Here is an 18,772-nt window from a genome sequence, read left to right on the forward strand (position 1 = left end):
GCCGTCGCGGTCCGTCACGGTCCGATGCCGATCGGCCGGGGCCGCTGGCGGTGGCGGGCGGTGGCGCGGAGCATCGGGGCATGGGCCACGGGGGCGGTGCGACGGGGGAGCGGCGTGCGGATGCTCGGCGCCGCCGGGATGGTGGCGATGGTGGTGACGAGCTGCGGCTCCGCGATGCCCCCGGGACCGTTCGGGCCCACGTGGATCACCTCCTGGGCCGGGGTCAACCAGGCGATGGATGCCGCACTGCACGGCACCGTCGGGGAGGTGGACGGGTGTCTCGTGATCGTCGACGACACGGGAACAGCCCACTACCCGGTCGTCGAGCAGGGTGACGGCAGGCCGCACGGCTGATCCGAGAGGGACAGGGTCGACGTGGGAGGCGGAAAAGTCAGCCTCCCCGCCGGCGGGCCGTATCCCGACTCGTGGACCGTCCCGGAGGCCTGCCGCGGCGCGGAGGAGCTCTGGGTCGTCGCCCCGGAGTGAGGGCTCGGGAGGGTCGCGGGGCCCGGCGCGACCGGGGCGGCCGCGCTCCGAGAGCAAGGACACACGGGGGCGGCCCGGGAACTCCCTTCCCACGGTGCACGCGGAGCGCCTATGCTGGGACGGTTGCGAATCCGGGTGAGAGCCCGGATCTCGCGGACGGCAGCGTCCATCCCCCGACGGAGACCTCGCACCGCCCGTCCCCACGGCCCCGGCCGAGGGAACGGTCCTTGTGCCCGAGTCCGCCGGAGGGTTTTTTGATGCCCGTGGCTGTCCGCGCCGACGATCCGCCCCTCCGGGGGCGCCTCGCCGGGCAGCGGTCCACCATCCGTTCCGCCAGGCTCGGCCCGCTCATGCGGGTGAGAACCGGTGAGACGACAGGAGTACGGAGTGATTCAGCAGGAGTCGCGACTCAAGGTCGCCGACAACACGGGTGCCAAGGAGATCCTCTGCATCCGCGTTCTCGGTGGCTCCGGTCGCCGTTACGCCGGAATCGGCGACACCATCGTGGCGACCGTCAAGGACGCCATCCCCGGTGGCAATGTGAAGAAGGGCGACGTCGTCAAGGCCGTCGTCGTGCGTGCGACCAAGGAGCGCCGTCGTGCCGACGGGTCGTACATCCGTTTCGACGAGAACGCCGCGGTCATCCTCAAGACCGACGGTGAGCCGCGCGGAACCCGCATCTTCGGGCCCGTCGGTCGCGAGCTGCGCGACAAGCGGTTCATGAAGATCGTCTCGCTCGCGCCGGAGGTCGTGTGACATGGCAAAGATGAAGATCAAGAAGGGTGACCTCGTGCAGGTCATCTCCGGTCGCACCGGTGACGCCGATGCGGCCGCCAAGCGCGGCCTCGAGGCCGGCGACAAGGGCAAGCAGGGCCGTGTGCTCGAGGTGTTCACCGACACCGAGCGCGTCCTCGTCGAGGGCGTGAACCGTCGCACCCACCACCTCAAGCCGAACCAGGCCGGCGGTGCGGGCGGCATCGAGCAGCGCGAGGCCCCCATCCACGTCTCCAACGTGGCTCTGGTGGACCCGGAGGACAACAAGCCGACCAAGGTCGGCTTCCGCGTCGAGACCGTCGAGCTCGAGAACGGCCGCACGAAGCAGGTCCGCGTGCGGTACGCCAAGCGCTCCGGGAAGGACATCTGATGTCGGAGACGACCACCACGCAGGCGCCCACCCCGCGCCTGAAGACCAAGTACCGCGAGACGATCAAGGGCCAGCTCACCGAGCAGTTCGGCTACGAGAACGTCATGCTGATCCCGGGCCTGACCAAGGTCGTCGTGAACATGGGCGTCGGCGACGCCGCTCGCGACTCCAAGGTCATCGACGGCGCGATCAAGGATCTCACCGCGATCACCGGCCAGAAGCCGCAGGTCACCAAGGCCCGCAAGTCCATCGCCCAGTTCAAGCTGCGTGAGGGCATGCCGATCGGTGCGCACGTCACGCTCCGCGGCGATCGCATGTGGGAGTTCCTGGACCGTCTGCTCTCGACCGCGCTCCCGCGCATCCGCGACTTCCGCGGCATGTCGCCGAACCACTTCGACGGCAACGGGAACTACACCTTCGGTCTCACCGAGCAGGTCATGTTCCACGAGATCGACCAGGATCAGATCGACCGCGTCCGCGGTATGGACATCACGGTCGTGACCACCGCGAAGACCGACGACGAGGGGCGCGCGCTGCTGAAGCTGCTCGGCTTCCCCTTCAAGGAGAACTGATATGGCCAAGACCGCCCTGATCAAGAAGTCGGAGCGTACGCCGAAGTTCGCCGTGCGCGGCTACACCCGGTGCCAGCGCTGCGGCCGCCCCCACTCCGTGTACCGGAAGTTCGGGCTGTGCCGTGTGTGCCTGCGCGAGATGGCTCACCGCGGTGAGCTGCCCGGCGTCACCAAGAGCAGCTGGTAAGGACTATCGCCACAGGTCCCCGTCCCGCGAGGGGTGAGGGAAACCAGGTGAGGAAGAAGCTACAGACATGACCATGACCGACCCGATCGCGGACATGCTCACGCGCATCCGTAACGCCTCCGGCGCTTACCACGAGACCGTGACCATGCCGTCCTCGAAGCTCAAGGTCCGCATCGCGGACATCCTCAAGGCCGAGGGCTACGTCCTCGGCTGGACCGAGGAAGAGGCCGAGGTGGGCAAGACCCTCTCCCTCGAGCTCAAGTACTCCGACAGCCGTGAGCGCGCCATCTCCGGTGTGCGCCGCATCTCGAAGCCCGGCCTTCGTGTGTACGCCAAGTCCACCAACCTGCCCAAGGTCCTCGGCGGACTGGGCGTGGCGATCCTGTCCACGTCCTCCGGCCTCCTGACCGACAAGCAGGCTGCCAAGAAGGGTGTGGGTGGGGAAGTCCTCGCCTACATCTGGTGAGCGGGAGAGGAGCCTTCATATGTCCCGCATCGGACGCCTGCCGGTCACTGTGCCGGCCGCAGTCAGCAACGTTTCCATCGAGGGCGGCACCGTCACGGTGACCGGCCCCAAGGGCGAGCTCACCCACGAGGTGCCCGCCCCCATCACCGTCGCGCGCGCTGAGGACGGCTCGATCGTCGTCAGCCGCCCCGACGACGAGCGCGAGAACCGGGCCCTGCACGGCCTGACCCGCACGCTCATCAACAACATGGTCCTCGGCGTGACCGAGGGCTTCACGAAGAAGCTGGAGATCGTGGGCACGGGTTACCGCGTGACCGCGAAGGGCACGGACCTCGAGTTCGCCCTCGGCTTCTCCCACCCCGTCGTGGTGAAGGCCCCCGAGGGGATCTCCTTCGCCGTGGAGTCGCCGACCAAGTTCGCGGTCAACGGCATCCGCAAGCAGCAGGTGGGCGAGGTCGCCGCGAACATCCGCAAGCTGCGCAAGCCCGAGCCCTACAAGGGCAAGGGTGTGCGCTACGCGGACGAGACCGTGCTCCGCAAGGCCGGAAAGGCTGGTAAGTGATCATGGGGTACGCACTCAAGCACACCAAGGGCAAGGCCGGCTCGAAGCTGCGCTCCCGCGGCCGTCGTCACCTCCGCGTCCGTCGTCGCGTCATCGGCACCGCCCAGCGCCCGCGCCTGGTGGTCACCCGGTCGTCGCGCCACGTGTTCGTCCAGGTCGTCGACGACTCCCTGGGTCGCACCCTGGCCTCGGCCTCGACGATGGAGGCCGACGTCCGCGCCGCCTCCGCCACCAAGTCGGACAAGGCCAAGACCGTCGGCACCCTGGTCGCCGAGCGCGCCAAGGCCGCCGGCATCGAGGCTGTCGTGTTCGATCGCGGCGGCAACAAGTACCACGGTCGTGTGGCCGCCGTCGCTGACGGCGCTCGCGAGGCCGGCCTGGCGCTGTGACCGCCCCCCGGACACAGGACGAGAAGAGGATCTGAACATGGCTGCACAGCAGCGGAACAATGGTCCCGCGGCCACCGGCCGGCGGGGCGAGAACTCCACCAACGACAGCGGCCGCGGCGGCAACGATCGCGGCGGGCGTCGCGGCGAGGGCCGTGGGCGCAACAACCAGGAGGCCGAGAAGTCGGCATTCCTCGAGCGCGTGGTCAGCATCAACCGCGTGTCGAAGGTCGTCAAGGGCGGCCGTCGTTTCTCCTTCACGGCCCTCGTGGTCGTGGGTGACGGCGACGGCACCGTCGGCGTCGGCTACGGCAAGGCCAAGGAGGTGCCCTCGGCGATCTCCAAGGGTGTCGAGGAGGCGAAGAAGAACTTCTTCCGCGTCCCCCGCATCCAGGGCACCGTCGTGCACCCGGTCCAGGGCCACGACGCCGCGGGCACCGTCCTGCTGCGTCCGGCTGCCCCCGGCACCGGTGTGATCGCGGGCGGTCCCGTCCGCGCCGTGCTCGAGTGCGCGGGCGTCCACGACGTCCTCTCGAAGTCGCTCGGCTCGACCAACGCGATCAACATCGTCCGTGCGACGGTGGACGCCCTCCAGCGTCTCGAGGAGCCGGAGGCCGTCGCGGCCCGTCGCGGTCTCCCCGTCGAGGACGTCGCTCCTGCGGCCCTGCTGCGTGCGCAGGCCGAGGGTCGCGCCGCCGCCCGCGCCGAGAAGGTGGGTGCGTGATGCAGCTCAAGGTGACCCAGGTGCGCTCCAACATCGGCGGCACTCAGTCCCAGCGTGCGACCCTGCGCGGCCTCGGCCTCAAGCGCATCGGCCACACGGTGGTGAAGGAGGACCGCCCCGAGATCCGCGGCATGATCCGCGCCGTCACCCACCTGGTGACGGTCGAAGAGGTGGACTGATCCATGATCGACGACAACCAGAACCCCCTGAAGCTCCACGACCTTCGCCCCGCGCCGGGCTCCAAGACCGCGCGCACCCGCGTCGGCCGTGGTGAGGCGAGCAAGGGCAAGACCGCGGGCCGCGGCACCAAGGGCACGAAGGCCCGCTACCAGGTGCCCGTCGGCTTCGAGGGCGGGCAGATGCCGATGCATATGCGCCTCCCGAAGCTCCGCGGCTTCACCAACCCCTTCCGCGTCGAGTTCCAGGTCGTGAACCTGGCGACCCTGCAGGAGCTCTTCCCCGAGGGCGGCTCCGTCACGGTCGAGGACCTCGTCGCCAAGGGCGCCGTGCGCAAGAACCAGCCCGTCAAGGTGCTGGGCACGGGCGAGGTGAGCGTCAAGCTCGACGTGACCGCGCAGAAGTTCTCCGCCTCGGCGGAGCAGAAGATCACCGCGGCGGGTGGGACCGTCACCACCGCGTGACCTCTTTTGACGGGGCACCGCGGCGCAGAATACTCTGTGCCGCGGTGCCCCGTCGTCGTGCATCAGCACCTACGGGACCGGTCCGACGACCGTGCCGCCATGGCGGCCACGGGCTCCGCCGGCAGGACCGGCGGTCTCCGTCCCCGGACCTCCAGGAGGAATTTTCGTGAACGCGATCGTGCGTGTGCTGCGCACACCGGAGCTGAGGGCGAAGATCCTCTTCACCCTGGGCCTGCTCGCCGTCTACCGGCTCGGCGTCTTCATCCCCACCCCGGGCTTCGACTACACCAACGTCATGGTGTGCTCCGACCAGGCCTCCGCCGCCCAGGGCGGCAGCGTCCTCGGGATGGTCAGCCTGTTCTCCGGCGGGGCCCTCCTGCAGCTGTCGATCTTCTCCCTCGGCGTGATGCCCTACATCACCGCGTCGATCATCATCCAGCTGCTGCGCGTGGTCATCCCGCGCTTCGAGGCCCTCCACAAGGAGGGCCAGTCCGGCACCGCCAAGCTCACCCAGTACACGCGCTATCTGACGATCGGCCTCGCCGTCCTCCAGGCGACCACGATCATCACCCTCGTGCGCTCGGGCAACTTCTTCACCGGCTGCAACCTCACCCTGATCCCGGACGAGTCGATCGTGACCCTCGTGCTCATGGTCCTCACCATGACCGTCGGCACCGTCCTCATCATGTGGATGGGCGAGATGATCACCGAGCGCGGCATCGGCAACGGCATGTCCCTGCTGATCTTCACCTCGATCGCGGCCTCCTTCCCGGCGGCGCTCGGCCAGATCTGGCAGCTCCAGGGCTGGATGACCTTCGCCCTCGTCATCGTCATCGCCCTCGTGGTCATGCTCGGCGTGGTGTTCGTGGAGCAGTCCCAGCGGCGGATCCCCGTGCAGTACGCGAAGCGGATGGTGGGCCGGCGGATGTACGGCGGCACCTCCACGTACATCCCGATCAAGGTCAACCAGGCCGGCGTGATCCCCGTGATCTTCGCGAGCTCGATCCTGGCCCTGCCGCAGATGGCCGCCTCGTTCGGCGACCCGAGCGCCGGGTGGGTGCAGTGGATCAACACGCACCTCGTCATGGGCTTCACGTTCTCGTGGATCTACGCCGCGGTGTACGTCGCACTGATCGTCTTCTTCGCCTTCTTCTACGTCTCCATCACGTTCAACGCGGAGGAGATCGCGGACAACATGAAGAAGTACGGCGGCTTCGTGCCCAACGTGCGCGCGGGCCGACCCACGGAGAAGTACCTGACCTACGTCATCAACCGCATCCAGACGCCCGGCGCGATCTACCTCGCGGTGATCTCCCTGATCCCGCTGTTCGCGCTCGTGTACCTGGGCGCCTCGCAGAACTTCCCGCTGGGCGGGGCGTCGCTGCTCATCATCATCGGCGTCGGTCTCGACACCGTGAAGCAGATCAGCGCCAAGCTCCAGCAGCACCACTACGAAGGGATCCTCCGGTGACCGACACCTCCACGAGCACCTCCGCGAGCGACACCGCGCCGACCGCCCGCCGCCTGCTGATCGTCGGCCCTCCCGGCGCCGGCAAGGGCACCCAGGCCGCGCGCCTGGCCGAGGGGCTCGGGATCCCCGCGATCTCGACCGGCGACATCTTCCGGGCGAACGTCTCGCAGTCCACGGAGCTCGGCGTCCTCGCGAAGTCCTACATGGACAAGGGCGAGTACGTACCGGACTCGGTCACCAACGACATGGTCCGCGACCGCCTCGCGCAGGACGACGCCCGCGAGGGCTTCCTGCTCGACGGCTACCCGCGCACCCTCGCGCAGGTCGAGGCGCTCGACGGCATGCTCGCCGAGCTCGGCACCGCGCTGGATCGCGTGCTGCTGCTCGAGGCGGACGACGACACCGTCGTCGAGCGCCTCATCGCTCGTGGCCAGGAGTCCGGCCGCAGCGACGACACCGAGGAGACCATCCGCCACCGCCTCCACGTGTACGCCGAGCAGACCACTCCGCTGGTCGAGGTGTACGAGGGCCGAGGCGTGCTGCGCCGCGTCGACGGCATGGCCTCGATCGACGAGGTCTCCGCGGCGCTGACCGCCGCGCTGCAGGGCTGAGCGGGCGCGCCGTGGGGATCGTCCGGGAGAAGGTCGAGCTCAAGACCGCCGAGCAGATCGCGATCATGCGCCGCAGCGGACTGCTGCTCTCGCGCGTGCACGACATGCTCGCCCGCGAGCTGCGCCCCGGGATCACCACCGCACAGCTGGACGCCCTCGCCGAGGAGATGATCCGCGACGAAGGCGCCCTGCCGAACTTCAAGGGGTACCAGGGCTTCCCCGCCTCCCTCTGCATCAGCGTCAACGAGGTCGTCGTGCACGGCATCCCCGGTGAGCTCGTGATCGAGGAGGGGGACGTCGTCTCCATCGACGGCGGCTGCATCGTCGAGGGCTGGCACTCCGACGCGGCGCGCACCCACATCGTCGGCGCCCCGCGGCGTGCGGCGGACGAGGAGCTCGTGCGCATCACCGACGCCGCGCTGTGGGAGGGCATCGCCGCCCTCGCCTCGGCCCGCCGCGTCGGTGAGGTCGGCGCCGCGATCGAGGACCTCGTGGCGATGGAGGCGGGGGAGACCCTCTCCCACCTCGAGGGCTTCGGCGGCCACGGCATCGGCACCGCGATGCACCAGCCGCCGGACGTCATGAACTACCGCACCCGCTCGCGGGGCGCGAAGGTCGTCCCCGGTCTGTGCCTCGCGATCGAGCCGATGCTCATCCAGGGCTCGGGGGAGTGGGAGATGGACGAGGACGACTGGACGGTGCGCGCCACCGGCGGCGGCCGGGCCGCCCATGCCGAGCACTCCGTCGCCGTCACCGAGCAGGGACTGATCGTCCTCACCGAGGCCGACGGCGGCGCCGCCCGCCTCGCCGCCGCGGGCATCACGGCCGCACCGGATCCCGCGGCCTGACGCCTCGCCCCGGCGCGTCGCACGACGTCCCGGGAGCCCTCCGGGCGCCGGCCCGTCCGGTCACGTGACGGGGGTCATCGGCACATTCCCTCGCGGGTCCCGCGGATGCCGTGTACGCTGGTCGATCGGGTGTGCTCCGCGCGTGAGCGCCGTGCCCTGCCCCGATCCGGATGCGATTCCCGGTCGGAGCCGAGCCGGTCCGCGGGCCCGTCAGCCGCCGTCCCAGGACGGTCGGCCCGGGTGCTGAGCAGCCTGCGTCGTCCACCGTACCGCCGTCAGGCGGCAGGGGACGGCGGACACCGAATGCGGAACTCAGCCACCGGGCGACCGGGGGTGAGAGATTGGGGAGGCATGGCCAAGAAGGACGGCGTGATCGAGGTCGAGGGCACGGTCACGGAGGCGCTCGCGAACGCGCGCTTCCGCGTCGAGCTCGACAACGGGCACAAGGTGCTCGCGCACATCTCCGGGAAGATGCGCCAGCACTACATCCGCATCCTTCCCGAGGACCGCGTGGTCGTCGAGCTGAGCCCCTACGACCTCGACCGGGGCCGCATCGTCTACCGCTACAAGTGATCGTCCTGGGAGAAGGAAGACATGAAGGTCAAGCCGAGCGTCAAGCCGATCTGTGACAACTGCAAGGTGATTCGTCGCCACTCGCGCGTCATGGTGATCTGCTCGAACCCGCGTCACAAGCAGCGCCAGGGCTGATCCCGGGGCCTCCGGGCCCCGCAGCCACGGTCCTGCCGTGACCCCGCCGCCATCGAGCGGCACACACAAATGAAGAGTCGACATCACCGGCCTCGGCCGGTCACCCGCAGTCGGAGGCTGCGGCGCCACGGGAGCAGCCCGTCGGCGAGATGTCGGATCAGGCCTCCGGAGGAACAAGGAGAAACTGCACATGGCACGTCTGGTGGGAGTCGACCTTCCGCGCGAGAAGCGCCTCGAGGTCGCCCTGACGTACATCTTCGGCGTGGGGCGCACCCGTGCGCTCGAGACCCTCGCCGCCACCGGGGTCTCCGGTGACACGCGAGTGCGCGATCTGAGCGACGACGAGCTCGTCAAGCTGCGCGACCACATCGAGGCGAACTACCGGGTCGAGGGTGACCTCCGCCGCGAGGTCGCCGCCGACATCCGCCGCAAGGTGGAGATCGGGAGCTACGAGGGCCTGCGTCACCGCCGCGGCCTTCCGGTGCGCGGTCAGCGCACCAAGACCAACGCCCGTACCCGCAAGGGCCCCAAGCGCACCGTCGCGGGCAAGAAGAAGGCCCGCTGACCCACGGCACCGCCGTGGTGATGCCGGTGCCCGCGCTCCGGCGCAGCCCCGCACACACTTCGCGCCGCTGAGGGATCCGGCGCACCCGATACCCACCAGAGGAGTTCCGCCGCATGGCAACCAAGACCCGCCAGGCCGCCGCGCGCAAGCCGCGCCGCAAGGACAAGAAGAACGTCGTCAACGGCCAGGCCCACATCAAGAGCACCTTCAACAACACCATCGTGTCGATCACCGACCCGACCGGTGCTGTGATCTCCTGGGCCTCCGCCGGCCAGGTCGGCTTCAAGGGCTCGCGCAAGTCCACCCCCTACGCCGCGCAGATGGCCGCCGAGGCCGCCGCGCGCCGCGCCCAGGAGCACGGCCTGAAGAAGGTCGACGTCTTCGTGAAGGGCCCGGGCTCCGGCCGCGAGACCGCGATCCGCTCGCTCACCGCGACCGGCCTCGAGGTCGGCTCGATCCAGGACGTCACCCCGCAGGCGCACAACGGCACCCGTCCGGCGAAGCGTCGCCGCGTCTGAGCCTCGTCGGCCGTGAGCCGTGATCCCGCGGAGCATCCGTGCTCCCGGTTCGCGGCCTGCGGCCGGCACCGGTGCGTCCGGGCGTCCGCCCACCTCCGCCGCACCTGTTGGACCACCACCCTTCTCAGACCATCGCCCCCTTCTGAGCGTCATATGGCGGACGCTCACGGAAAGGACCCACAGTGCTCATTGCACAGCGCCCCACGCTGACCGAAGAGGTCGTGTCGGAGTACCGCTCCCGGTTCGTCATCGAGCCGCTCGAGCCGGGCTTCGGCTATACGCTCGGCAACTCGCTGCGCCGCACCCTGCTCTCCTCGATCCCCGGTGCCGCGGTCACCTCGATCCGCATCGACGGCGTGCTGCACGAGTTCAGCACCATCGCCGGTGTGCGCGAGGACGTCACCGAGATCATCCTCAACATCAAGAACCTCGTCGTCTCCTCGGAGAACGACGAGCCCGTCGTGATGTACCTCCGCAAGGAGGAGGAGGGCCCGGTGACCGCGGCCGACATCACCCCGCCCGCCGGCGTGGAGATCCACAACCCCGACCTCCACATCGCGACCCTCAGCCAGAAGGGCCGTCTCGAGGTCGAGCTGATCGTCGAGCGCGGCCGTGGCTACGTCTCCGCCGCTCAGAACAAGTCCCTCGACGGGGAGATCGGCCGTGTGCCGGTCGACTCGATCTACTCGCCCGTCCTGAAGGTGACCTACAAGGTCGAGGCCACCCGTGTCGAGCAGCGCACCGACTTCGACAAGCTCATCGTCGACGTCGAGACGAAGCCCGCCATCTCCCCGCGCGACGCCGTCGCCTCCGCCGGCAAGACCCTGGTCGAGCTGTTCGGTCTGGCGCACGAGCTGAACCAGGAGGCCGAGGGCATCGACATCGGCCCGTCCCCGACGGACCAGGCCCTGGCCGCCGATCTGGCGCTGCCGATCAACGACCTCAACCTCACCGTGCGGTCGTACAACTGCCTCATGCGCGAGGGTGTGCACACCGTCGGCGAGCTCACCGCTCGCAGCGAGGCGGACCTGCTCGACATCCGCAACTTCGGGCAGAAGTCCATCGACGAGGTCAAGGCGAAGCTCGCCGACCTCGGTCTGTCGCTGAAGGATTCCCCGGCCGGGTTCGACCCGTCCGCCCTGGACTCCTACTCCGACGACTTCGGCGACCAGTACTGACCTTCATCTGAACCTCTAGGAGAACGACCATGCCTGCTCCCACCAAGGGCGCGCGCCTCGGAGGGTCCCCCGCGCACGAGCGGATGATCCTCGCCAACCTCGCCACCGAGCTGTTCCGGCACAAGGCGATCACGACGACCGAGTCCCGTGCGAAGCGCCTGCGCCCGTACGCCGAGCGTCTCGTCACCCACGCCAAGAAGGGCGATCTCGCCTCCCGTCGTCGAGTGATGCGCACCATCCGCGACAAGGGCGTCGTCTACTCGCTCTTCGAGGAGATCGCCCCGACGTTCACCGAGCGTCCCGGCGGCTACACCCGCATCACCAAGATCGGTCCGCGCAAGGGCGACAACGCCCCCATGGCGGTCATCGAGCTGGTGCAGGAGGAGTACTCCCCGAAGCAGGCCGTGGTGAAGGAGGCCGAGGGCGCCGCGAAGGCGAACGCCACCGAGGCCCCCGCCGCCGCGACCGAGGAGACCACCCCGGAGGCGACCGAGGAGGCCTGAGCCCCCTCGCGCCACGCGCAGAGGCCCCGTCGAGCATCGCTCGGCGGGGCCTCTCGCCGTCCGGAGACCTGGGGACGGTCGGGCGCCGGGAGCTGATCGGGCGCCGCGAGTGATCCTGGGAGGCAGGTCGCGGTCGGGCAACGATCCGCTCCCGATGGCACGTGTCCAGCGATTCGGCGACGGGACCGGCCTACGGTGTGGGGGAGGGCCTCGGCCGGCTCTCCGTGTCCCGTCCCCCCTCCTGCATCGGAGCAGCGCATGCTCGAGCCGACCCGCCACCACGACGCCCCCGCCCCGCACGATCCGCCCCGTGACCGGCGGACGGGACCGAGTCGGCGCCGCCTGCTCGCCCTCACCGCCCTCGGGCTCCCCGCGACCGGCGCCGCCCTCGCCGTGGGGACCACCGCCCCTCCCGCCCATGCGGACCCGGCCGTGACCGGCGGCGAGACCCGGATCGTCGATGTGCCCCTCGCGGGCACCGACCCGGTCGACGTGGGCGGTGCGAGCGCCGGGGCGTCGGACGCGGGAGGCGCCGACGCCGCGGGGGTGCCCGCCCGTGACCTGCCCGAGCACACCGCGACGATGGTCGGTGTGCGCTGGGAGGAGGGACGAGAGGCGCCGGCCGTGACGGTGCGCGGCCGTCTCGCGGGCGGCGGCTGGACGGACTGGCACGCGCTGGACCCCGCGACCGATCCGAGCACCGGCGACGAGGTCCCCGCCACCGAGGCCGGCTGGCTCGGGCCCGTGACCGGCGTGCAGATCTGCGCCGAGCGGGACGGCGAGGACGTCGCGGACGAGCTCACCGCCCACCTGCTGACCACCTCCCCGCTCGAGGCGGACGCCGAGGTCGGCAGCGACAGCGGCCCCTCGGCGAGCCTGGGCCTCGAGGACCGGCCCATGCTGCGCGCCGCGGCGGTGACGAACCCGGCGACGCCGCCGATGCCCGGGGCGCCGGCGTTCGTCTCCCGCGCCGCCTGGGGAGCGGACGAGTCTCTCGTGCGCTCCACGAGCGCCGCCGATCGTCTGAAGGCCGTCGTCGTCCACCACACGGCCGGGTCCAACGCCTATTCCGCCCAGGACTCCCCCCAGCTGATCCGGGGGATCCTGAGCTATCACACGCGCACCCTGGGCTGGGCGGACCTCGGCTACAACATGCTCGTGGACAAGTACGGGCAGGTGTTCGAGGGGCGGGGCGGCGGCCTGCACCGCAACATCGTCGGCGCGCACGCCCGCGGCTACAACACGGGCTCCTTCGGCATCTCGCTGCTCGGCGACTACGACGTCGCCTCCGTCCCCTCCGCGGCGCAGGACGCGATCACCCGCCTCGTCGGCTGGAAGCTGCTGAGCACCTTCACCACCTCGACCCATGCGACCGGGACCTGGGACGTCACCACTCCGGACACGAACTACCCGATCGGCACCCACGAGCTGAAGGTCGTCATGGGGCACCGGGACGTCAACGCCACCGAGTGCCCCGGCAGGAACCTCTACGGGAAGCTCGAGAGCATCCGCGACGCGGCGCAGCGGAGGATCGACGGCGGCTGGCGCAAGCATCTCGGCGCCTTCTCCCGGGCCGGCGGTGGGGAGGCGCTCGGCACCGTCGTCCGGAGCGCCCACATCGCCGGGGACCTCGAGGCGACCGTCCTCACCTCCGGGCTCGTGCTCAGCGGTCGCGGAGCGGCGACCGCGACGGGCTGGCGCAGCGAGGTCTCCCGCCAGTGGAGCGCTTCCTGGGGACGACCGCTCGGGAACCCCCGCCGCGAGGGAGGCCGGACCCTGCAGGGCTTCGCGGCGGGACAGGCCGTGGGCAGCGGCGAGGAGGCCGTGTTCCTGAAGAACCGGTTCCGCGACGTCACCGGGCAGCACATGTACTTCCCGGAGATCGACGCCCTCGCCGCACGCGGCATCACCACCGGCTGGCCCGACGGCACCTACCGCCCGCTCGCGGACATCCACCGCGACGCGATGGTCGTCTTCGTGCACCGGGCGCTCGGCGCGCCCGCCTCGACCCCGCCCGCGCGGTCGCCCTTCCGGGACATGAGCTCCTCCACGATGTACTACGAGGAGATCTGCTGGGCTCATGCGCAGGGCATCGTCGAGGGCTGGCCGGACGGCACCTTCCGGCCCACGGCATCCGTGCAGCGGGGAGCCGTCGCCGCCTTCCTGTACCGTGCTTCGGGGAGTCCCTCCACGGGGACGACCAGCGGGTTCCGCGACGTGCCGGCGAACCACCAGTTCGCCCGGGAGATCACGTGGCTCGCCTCGACGAAGATCACCACCGGCTGGAGCGACGGGACCTTCCGTCCCACGCTGCCCATCGCCCGCGACGCGATGGCGGCGTTCATGATCCGCTGGATGGACCATCGCGGGCTGTGACCACCAGGCACGCCCGCCGGAAGGAGCACCCCGCGTGAAGGTCGCCCTGCTGTGCGATGTGGACCAGACCGTCTACCACGTGGGGGACGAGGCGATCGCGAGCGCATCGGCCCGGCGCCTACGCGAGCGGGGGCACGAGGTGCTGCGCATCAGCCGCCTCGAGAAGTTCGGCCCGGCGGGGGAGCGGCCCGACCCGTCGTTCCCCGCGCTCGTCTTCCCCTGGGAGCTCGAGCGCCGCGCCGCCTACCTGGGGGAGATCCGGCGGGTCCTCGACGGTGACGTGGGCGCCCTGCCGCGCGGCGACAAGCTCCACGCCTTCGTGGACCGCCTGCGGGAGGCGGACGCCCTCGTGATCGGCGGCGGCGGTGCGCTCACCTCCCGCTACGGCTGGCTGCTCGATGAGCGCCTCGCGACCGCCCTGGTGGCCCGCTCGCTCGGCCTGCCGGTCGTGCTGAGCGGCCAGAGCCTAGGCCCCGAGCTCACCCCGCAGGACCGTGACCGCATCCGGGAGCTGCTGGACCTGTGCACGCTCGTGGGGCTGCGGGACGCGCACAGCGTGCGCCTCGCACGGCAGATCGCCCCGGAGCACCCGGCGATCCTCCACACCCTCGACGACGCGATCGGGCTCGTCCCCGTCAACGGCTCCGATCCCGACGGCCCCGCCGGTCCCGCCGGCTCCGTCGGCCCCGCGGGCACGGAGGGCTCCGCCCCCGGTGACGGGACCGGCGCCCTCTCCGTGACGCTCGGGGCCGACGGCGATCCCTTCCCGCGGGAGGACTACGTGCGGGTGCTCGCCGCCGTGGTCGACGGCCTCGCCGCGCGCACCTGCGCCGACGTCGAGCTGCTGCCCCACATGGCCGATCCCGACACCGGCGGCGCCGACCTCGCGATCCACGAGGAGCTCGCCGCCCTGCTCACCGTCCCCGCCCGCGTGCTGCCGATCGAGACGGACACGGCGGCCGTCGCCCGCACGCAGCGGGCCGCCTGGGTGGTCTCCACGCGCTTCCACCCCGTGGTGCTCGGCGCCCTCGGGGGAGCGGGGGTCCTCGCCCTGCCGCTGAACCGCTACGGCGCCTCCCGCATGGACGGGGCGCTCGCGAACATGGGCGTGGGCGGCGGGACGGTGCCGCTCGCGGCGCTCTGGGACCCTGCCGCGCGCGCCCCCTCCGCCCTGGTCGAGCCGGTGCTCGACGCCCTCGTGGCCGGCCGCGAGGCCGAGCGTGAGCGGCTCGAGGCGGCCCGCGGGCCCGTCCTCGCCGCCGCCGAGGAGTGGTGGGACCGGATCGACGCCGTGCTGCGCGGTGCCGACGACGCCGCCGGGCTCCCGGACCCGCGCGGCGCGGGCCTGCCGCGGGAGGCCCGCTGGCCCGCGGAGCTCGAGGCCTCCCTCGCCCCGTTCGTGCCCCCGCTGCACCGGGGTCGTCCCCGAGCCGTGCCGCCCGAGGTCTCGATCGTCATGCGCACGCAGCGGCGCCCGCTGATGCTCGACCGCGCCGTGCAGGACGTGCTCGGCCAGAGCCGGCAGGACTGGGAGCTGCTGGTCGTGGACGACGCCGGCGACGCCGCCGCGGTGGATGCCGTCCTCGACCGCCACCGCGAGGAGGCCGCCGGTCGCCTCGCCGTCGTGCACCGCACCGCCTCCGAGGGCATGGAGGCCGCGAGCAACGCCGGGCTCACCGCGACCTCCGCCCCGCTGATCGCCGTCCACGACGACGACGACACCTGGCACCCGACCTTCCTCCAGGAGGCCGCCGCGCACCTCGCGGAGCACCCCGCGCGGGACGCGGTGGTGGTGCGCACGCTCGTCGTCCACGAGCACGAGACGGAGGACGGTTTCGTGGAGGACGGCGTGCACGTCTCCTGGCCGGAGGTGACCGGGGTGCGCCTCGTGGACTACCTCGAGATCAACCGCCACACGCCGATCGCCATGCTGCACCGCCGCGCGATCCACGAGGCCGTGGGGCTCTTCGACGAGTCGCTGCCCGTGGTGGGGGACTACGCCTTCCACCTCGCGCTGCTCGAGCGCGCGGAGGTCGGCTTCCTCGAGCGGCCGCTCGCGCACTGGCGGCAGCGGCCCCGGGCCACGGGGTCGGGCGGCAACTCGATCACGACCCGCCGGGACGAGCACGTCGCCTTCGACGCGGTGCTGCGCGAGCGGCACCTGCGCTCGTGGACGCGGGACCACGGCCTGGGCCTGCCGCTCTACCTCACGCACAGCACGGGCACGATGCTGCAGCGCAGCGAGGACCGCCTCGTCGAGGAGCTGCACTCGCTGCACGAGGAGCTCCGGGCCACGCGTGAGGAGCTCGCCGAGGTGCGCGAGAAGGTCGCGCGGCTGGACGCCCTGAGCCTCGGGGCGCGCGCGGTGCGACGGCTGCGGGGGCGGCGCGAGCGCTGAGCAGCGCGTCGGGCCCCGCCCGGGAGGGCTCCTCCCGGGCAGGGCCCGTCGTCGTGGGCGGGGCGCTCAGCCGAAGTGGCGGGGCAGCGTGCCCTCGCGCAGCTCCCGCAGCTCGGCCGCCTCGAAGGAGCCGACGCCCTCGAGCTCGAGGGCGGTGCCGCCGGTGGTGCCGAGGCGCAGCACGGGCACACCGTGCTCCGCGGCGAGGCCGGTCAGCTCCTGCTCGCGCGCCGCGGGGACGGCGACGATCGCACGGGCCTGCGACTCGGAGAACAGTGCGGAGAACAGGTCCACGCCGTCCCGCTCGAGCAGCGCGGCGGGATCGACCTGCACGCCCGTGCCGAAGCGCGTCACGGACTCCACGAGCGCCTGCGCGAGGCCGCCCTCGGAGAGGTCGTGCGCCGCGGTGGCGAGCGAGGCGTCCCGCGCGGCGATGAGCACGCGGCCCAGCGCGCGCTCCGCCTCGAGGTCCACCTGCGGGGGCAGACCGCCGAGGTGGTCGTGGGCGACCTGCGCCCAGGCCGAGCCGGAGAGCTCCTCGCGGGTGGTGCCGAGCAGCAGCAAGGCGAGGCCGTCCTCGTGCCAGCCCGAGGGGGTGCGGCGGGTGACGTCGTCGAGCACGCCGAGCACGCCGACGACCGGGGTCGGGTGGATCGCGGAGTCGAGTCGCCCGGGCTCTCCGGTGGAGTTGTAGAGGGAGACGTTGCCGCCGGTGACGGGGACGCCGAGCGTCTCGCAGGCCTCGGCGAGCCCGCCGATCGCCTCGACGAGCTGCCACATGGGGCCCGGGTCCTCCGGGGAGCCGAAGTTCAGGCAGTCGGTGACGGCGAGCGGGCGCGCGCCCACGGTGGCCACGTTCCGGTAGGCCTCCGCGAGGGCGAGCTGGGCGCCGGTGCGGGGGTCGAGCTTCGTGTAGCGGCCGTTCGCGTCGGTCGCGATGGCGACGCCGCGGTGCGTGGTCTCGTCCACGCGGAGCACGCCGGCGTCGTCCGGCATGGCGAGTGCGGTCTGGCCGCCCACGTAGCGGTCGTACTGATCGGTGACCCAGGCGGCGGAGGCGAGATTCGGGGAGGCCACGAGCTCGCGCAGGGTCGCGGCGAGCTGCTCGGCGCCCTCGGGACGGGGGAGGTCCTCGGCCCGGTCGGCCTGGAGGGCGTCCTGCCAGTCGGGGCGCGCGTAGGGGCGGTCGTAGGTGGGGCCGCCGTGGGCGACCGTCACCGGGTCCACGTCGACGATGCGCCGGCCGTGGTGGTCGATCGTGAGGCGGCCGTCGCCGGTCACCTCGCCGATCACGGCGGTCTCGACGTCCCACTTCGCGGTGATCGCGAGGAAGCGCTCGAGGTTCTCCGGCGTCACCACCGCCATCATGCGCTCCTGCGACTCGCTCATGAGGATCTCGCCCGCGGTGAGGGTCGGGTCGCGCAGCAGCACGGTCTCGAGGTCCACGTGCATGCCGGAGCCGCCGTTGGAGGCGAGCTCGCTCGTGGCGCAGGAGATGCCCGCGGCGCCGAGGTCCTGGATGCCCTCGACCACGCCGCCGTGGAAGAGCTCGAGGCAGCACTCGATGAGCACCTTCTCCATGAAGGGGTCGCCCACCTGGACGCTCGGGCGCTTGACGGGGCCTCCCTCGTCGAAGGTCTCCGAGGCGAGGATCGAGGCGCCGCCGATGCCGTCGCCGCCGGTGCGCGCCCCGAAGAGCACGACCTTGTTCCCGGTGCCGGTCGCGGAGGCGAGGTGGATGTCCTCGTGGCGCATGACGCCCACTGCGAGCGCGTTGACGAGCGGGTTGGTCTGGTAGGCCGCGTCGAAGACGGTCTCGCCGCCGATGTTCGGCAGGCCCAGGGAGTTGCCGTAGCCGCCCACGCCGGAGACGACGCCGTGCACCACGCGTGCGGTGTCCGGGTGGTCGATCGCGCCGAAGCGCAGCTGGTCCATGACGGCGACGGGGCGCGCGCCCATGGCGATGATGTCGCGGACGATGCCGCCCACGCCGGTCGCGGCGCCCTGATGGGGCTCGACGTAGGAGGGGTGGTTGTGGGACTCGACCTTGAAGGTCACCGCCCAGCCGTCGCCGATGTCGACGACGCCGGCGTTCTCGCCGATGCCCACCAGGAGGTGCTCGCGCATCTCCTCCGTGATGTGGTCGCCGAAGGTCTTGAGGTGGATCTTGGAGGACTTGTAGGAGCAGTGCTCGGACCACATGACGGAGTACATGGCGAGCTCGGCGTTGGTGGGGCGGCGGCCCAGGATCTCGCGGATCGAGGCGTACTCGTCCTCCTTGAGGCCGAGCTCGGCGAAGGGCTGGGCCTGCTCCGGGGTGCCCGCGGCGTCCTCGACGGTGTCGATCTCGGTGCCGGGCTGCGGGGCCGACGGGGTGGGGGCGGAGGCGGTCATGCGCGGTCGGATCCGTTTCGTGGCGGCGACAGAG

At 71.4% G+C, this 18,772-nt stretch carries 23 protein-coding genes; 21 read left to right on the forward strand and 2 right to left on the reverse strand.

Annotation, left to right across the window (positions count from 1 at the left end; genetic code table 11):
• Positions 1 to 14 precede the first annotated feature (14 nt).
• Positions 15 to 227: a hypothetical protein gene (locus ABD080_RS09090; RefSeq protein ID WP_343904443.1), complete on the reverse strand. Its 213-nt coding sequence runs from the start codon at positions 225 to 227 to the stop codon at positions 15 to 17.
• Positions 228 to 873: 646 nt separating this feature from the next.
• Here ABD080_RS09090 and rplN point away from each other — a divergent pair.
• From rplN to ABD080_RS09195, 21 genes are all read left to right on the forward strand, one after another.
• Entirely contained in the window at positions 874 to 1,242 is a 369-nt protein-coding gene (rplN, locus tag ABD080_RS09095) for a 50S ribosomal protein L14 (protein ID WP_137770131.1), read from the forward strand.
• Between the two features lies 1 nt (position 1,243).
• A complete protein-coding gene (gene rplX, locus ABD080_RS09100; RefSeq protein ID WP_103384802.1) occupies positions 1,244 to 1,630 on the forward strand; it encodes a 50S ribosomal protein L24 in 387 nt (128 codons plus the stop codon).
• Positions 1,630 to 2,202: a 50S ribosomal protein L5 gene (gene rplE, locus ABD080_RS09105; protein ID WP_103384803.1), complete on the forward strand. Its 573-nt coding sequence runs from the start codon at positions 1,630 to 1,632 to the stop codon at positions 2,200 to 2,202. The genes rplX and rplE overlap by 1 nt, the downstream gene beginning before the upstream one ends.
• A 1-nt stretch (position 2,203) precedes the next feature.
• Positions 2,204 to 2,389, forward strand: coding sequence for a type Z 30S ribosomal protein S14 (locus tag ABD080_RS09110; RefSeq protein WP_103384804.1), 186 nt, complete (start codon positions 2,204 to 2,206; stop codon positions 2,387 to 2,389).
• 67 nt (positions 2,390 to 2,456) lie between these two features.
• Positions 2,457 to 2,855, forward strand: coding sequence for a 30S ribosomal protein S8 (rpsH, locus tag ABD080_RS09115; RefSeq protein WP_137770132.1), 399 nt, complete (start codon positions 2,457 to 2,459; stop codon positions 2,853 to 2,855).
• A gap of 19 nt (positions 2,856 to 2,874) precedes the next feature.
• Entirely contained in the window at positions 2,875 to 3,417 is a 543-nt protein-coding gene (gene rplF, locus ABD080_RS09120; protein ID WP_137770133.1) for a 50S ribosomal protein L6, read from the forward strand.
• A 2-nt stretch (positions 3,418 to 3,419) separates the two neighbouring features.
• Entirely contained in the window at positions 3,420 to 3,806 is a 387-nt protein-coding gene (rplR, locus tag ABD080_RS09125; protein ID WP_137770134.1) for a 50S ribosomal protein L18, read from the forward strand.
• 37 nt (positions 3,807 to 3,843) lie between these two features.
• Complete coding sequence (gene rpsE, locus ABD080_RS09130) at positions 3,844 to 4,527, forward strand: 30S ribosomal protein S5 (RefSeq protein WP_137770135.1); 684 nt, start codon at positions 3,844 to 3,846, stop codon at positions 4,525 to 4,527.
• Positions 4,524 to 4,706: a 50S ribosomal protein L30 gene (gene rpmD / locus ABD080_RS09135; protein WP_343904444.1), complete on the forward strand. Its 183-nt coding sequence runs from the start codon at positions 4,524 to 4,526 to the stop codon at positions 4,704 to 4,706. Before rpsE ends, rpmD begins: the two co-directional genes overlap by 4 nt.
• 3 nt (positions 4,707 to 4,709) lie before the next feature.
• On the forward strand, positions 4,710 to 5,168 hold the full coding sequence (gene rplO, locus ABD080_RS09140) for a 50S ribosomal protein L15 (protein WP_137770136.1): 459 nt from the start codon (positions 4,710 to 4,712) through the stop codon (positions 5,166 to 5,168).
• Between the two features lie 166 nt (positions 5,169 to 5,334).
• Positions 5,335 to 6,639, forward strand: a complete 1,305-nt coding sequence (secY, locus tag ABD080_RS09145) for a preprotein translocase subunit SecY (protein ID WP_259362342.1) — start codon at positions 5,335 to 5,337, stop codon at positions 6,637 to 6,639.
• Positions 6,636 to 7,250: an adenylate kinase gene (locus ABD080_RS09150; protein WP_137770138.1), complete on the forward strand. Its 615-nt coding sequence runs from the start codon at positions 6,636 to 6,638 to the stop codon at positions 7,248 to 7,250. The genes secY and ABD080_RS09150 overlap by 4 nt, the downstream gene beginning before the upstream one ends.
• Before the next feature lie 11 nt (positions 7,251 to 7,261).
• Positions 7,262 to 8,098 (forward strand): type I methionyl aminopeptidase, encoded by an 837-nt coding sequence (map, locus tag ABD080_RS09155; protein ID WP_343904445.1) that lies wholly within the window; start codon positions 7,262 to 7,264, stop codon positions 8,096 to 8,098.
• A 351-nt stretch (positions 8,099 to 8,449) separates the two neighbouring features.
• Positions 8,450 to 8,671: a translation initiation factor IF-1 gene (infA, locus tag ABD080_RS09160; protein WP_010532507.1), complete on the forward strand. Its 222-nt coding sequence runs from the start codon at positions 8,450 to 8,452 to the stop codon at positions 8,669 to 8,671.
• 21 nt (positions 8,672 to 8,692) lie between these two features.
• Positions 8,693 to 8,806, forward strand: coding sequence for a 50S ribosomal protein L36 (gene rpmJ, locus ABD080_RS09165; RefSeq protein ID WP_010532506.1), 114 nt, complete (start codon positions 8,693 to 8,695; stop codon positions 8,804 to 8,806).
• Positions 8,807 to 8,996: 190 nt separating this feature from the next.
• Entirely contained in the window at positions 8,997 to 9,371 is a 375-nt protein-coding gene (rpsM, locus tag ABD080_RS09170; protein WP_137770140.1) for a 30S ribosomal protein S13, read from the forward strand.
• A gap of 113 nt (positions 9,372 to 9,484) precedes the next feature.
• Complete coding sequence (rpsK, locus tag ABD080_RS09175; RefSeq protein ID WP_137770141.1) at positions 9,485 to 9,889, forward strand: 30S ribosomal protein S11; 405 nt, start codon at positions 9,485 to 9,487, stop codon at positions 9,887 to 9,889.
• Between the two features lie 182 nt (positions 9,890 to 10,071).
• On the forward strand, positions 10,072 to 11,067 hold the full coding sequence (locus ABD080_RS09180; RefSeq protein WP_137770142.1) for a DNA-directed RNA polymerase subunit alpha: 996 nt from the start codon (positions 10,072 to 10,074) through the stop codon (positions 11,065 to 11,067).
• Positions 11,068 to 11,096: 29 nt separating this feature from the next.
• Positions 11,097 to 11,570: a 50S ribosomal protein L17 gene (gene rplQ, locus ABD080_RS09185; RefSeq protein WP_264451238.1), complete on the forward strand. Its 474-nt coding sequence runs from the start codon at positions 11,097 to 11,099 to the stop codon at positions 11,568 to 11,570.
• Positions 11,571 to 11,828: 258 nt separating this feature from the next.
• Positions 11,829 to 13,946 carry an S-layer homology domain-containing protein gene (locus tag ABD080_RS09190; RefSeq protein ID WP_343904446.1) on the forward strand — a complete coding sequence of 706 codons (2,118 nt, stop codon included), beginning with the start codon at positions 11,829 to 11,831 and terminating at the stop codon, positions 13,944 to 13,946.
• Positions 13,947 to 13,980: 34 nt separating this feature from the next.
• Complete coding sequence (locus tag ABD080_RS09195; protein ID WP_343904447.1) at positions 13,981 to 16,344, forward strand: polysaccharide pyruvyl transferase family protein; 2,364 nt, start codon at positions 13,981 to 13,983, stop codon at positions 16,342 to 16,344.
• A gap of 66 nt (positions 16,345 to 16,410) precedes the next feature.
• Here ABD080_RS09195 and purL read toward each other — a convergent pair whose 3' ends face one another.
• On the reverse strand, positions 16,411 to 18,738 hold the full coding sequence (gene purL, locus ABD080_RS09200) for a phosphoribosylformylglycinamidine synthase subunit PurL (RefSeq protein ID WP_343904448.1): 2,328 nt from the start codon (positions 18,736 to 18,738) through the stop codon (positions 16,411 to 16,413).
• Positions 18,739 to 18,772 lie beyond the last annotated feature (34 nt).

Source organism: Brachybacterium rhamnosum, assembly GCF_039526185.1.
GTDB classification, from domain to species: domain Bacteria; phylum Actinomycetota; class Actinomycetes; order Actinomycetales; family Dermabacteraceae; genus Brachybacterium; species Brachybacterium rhamnosum.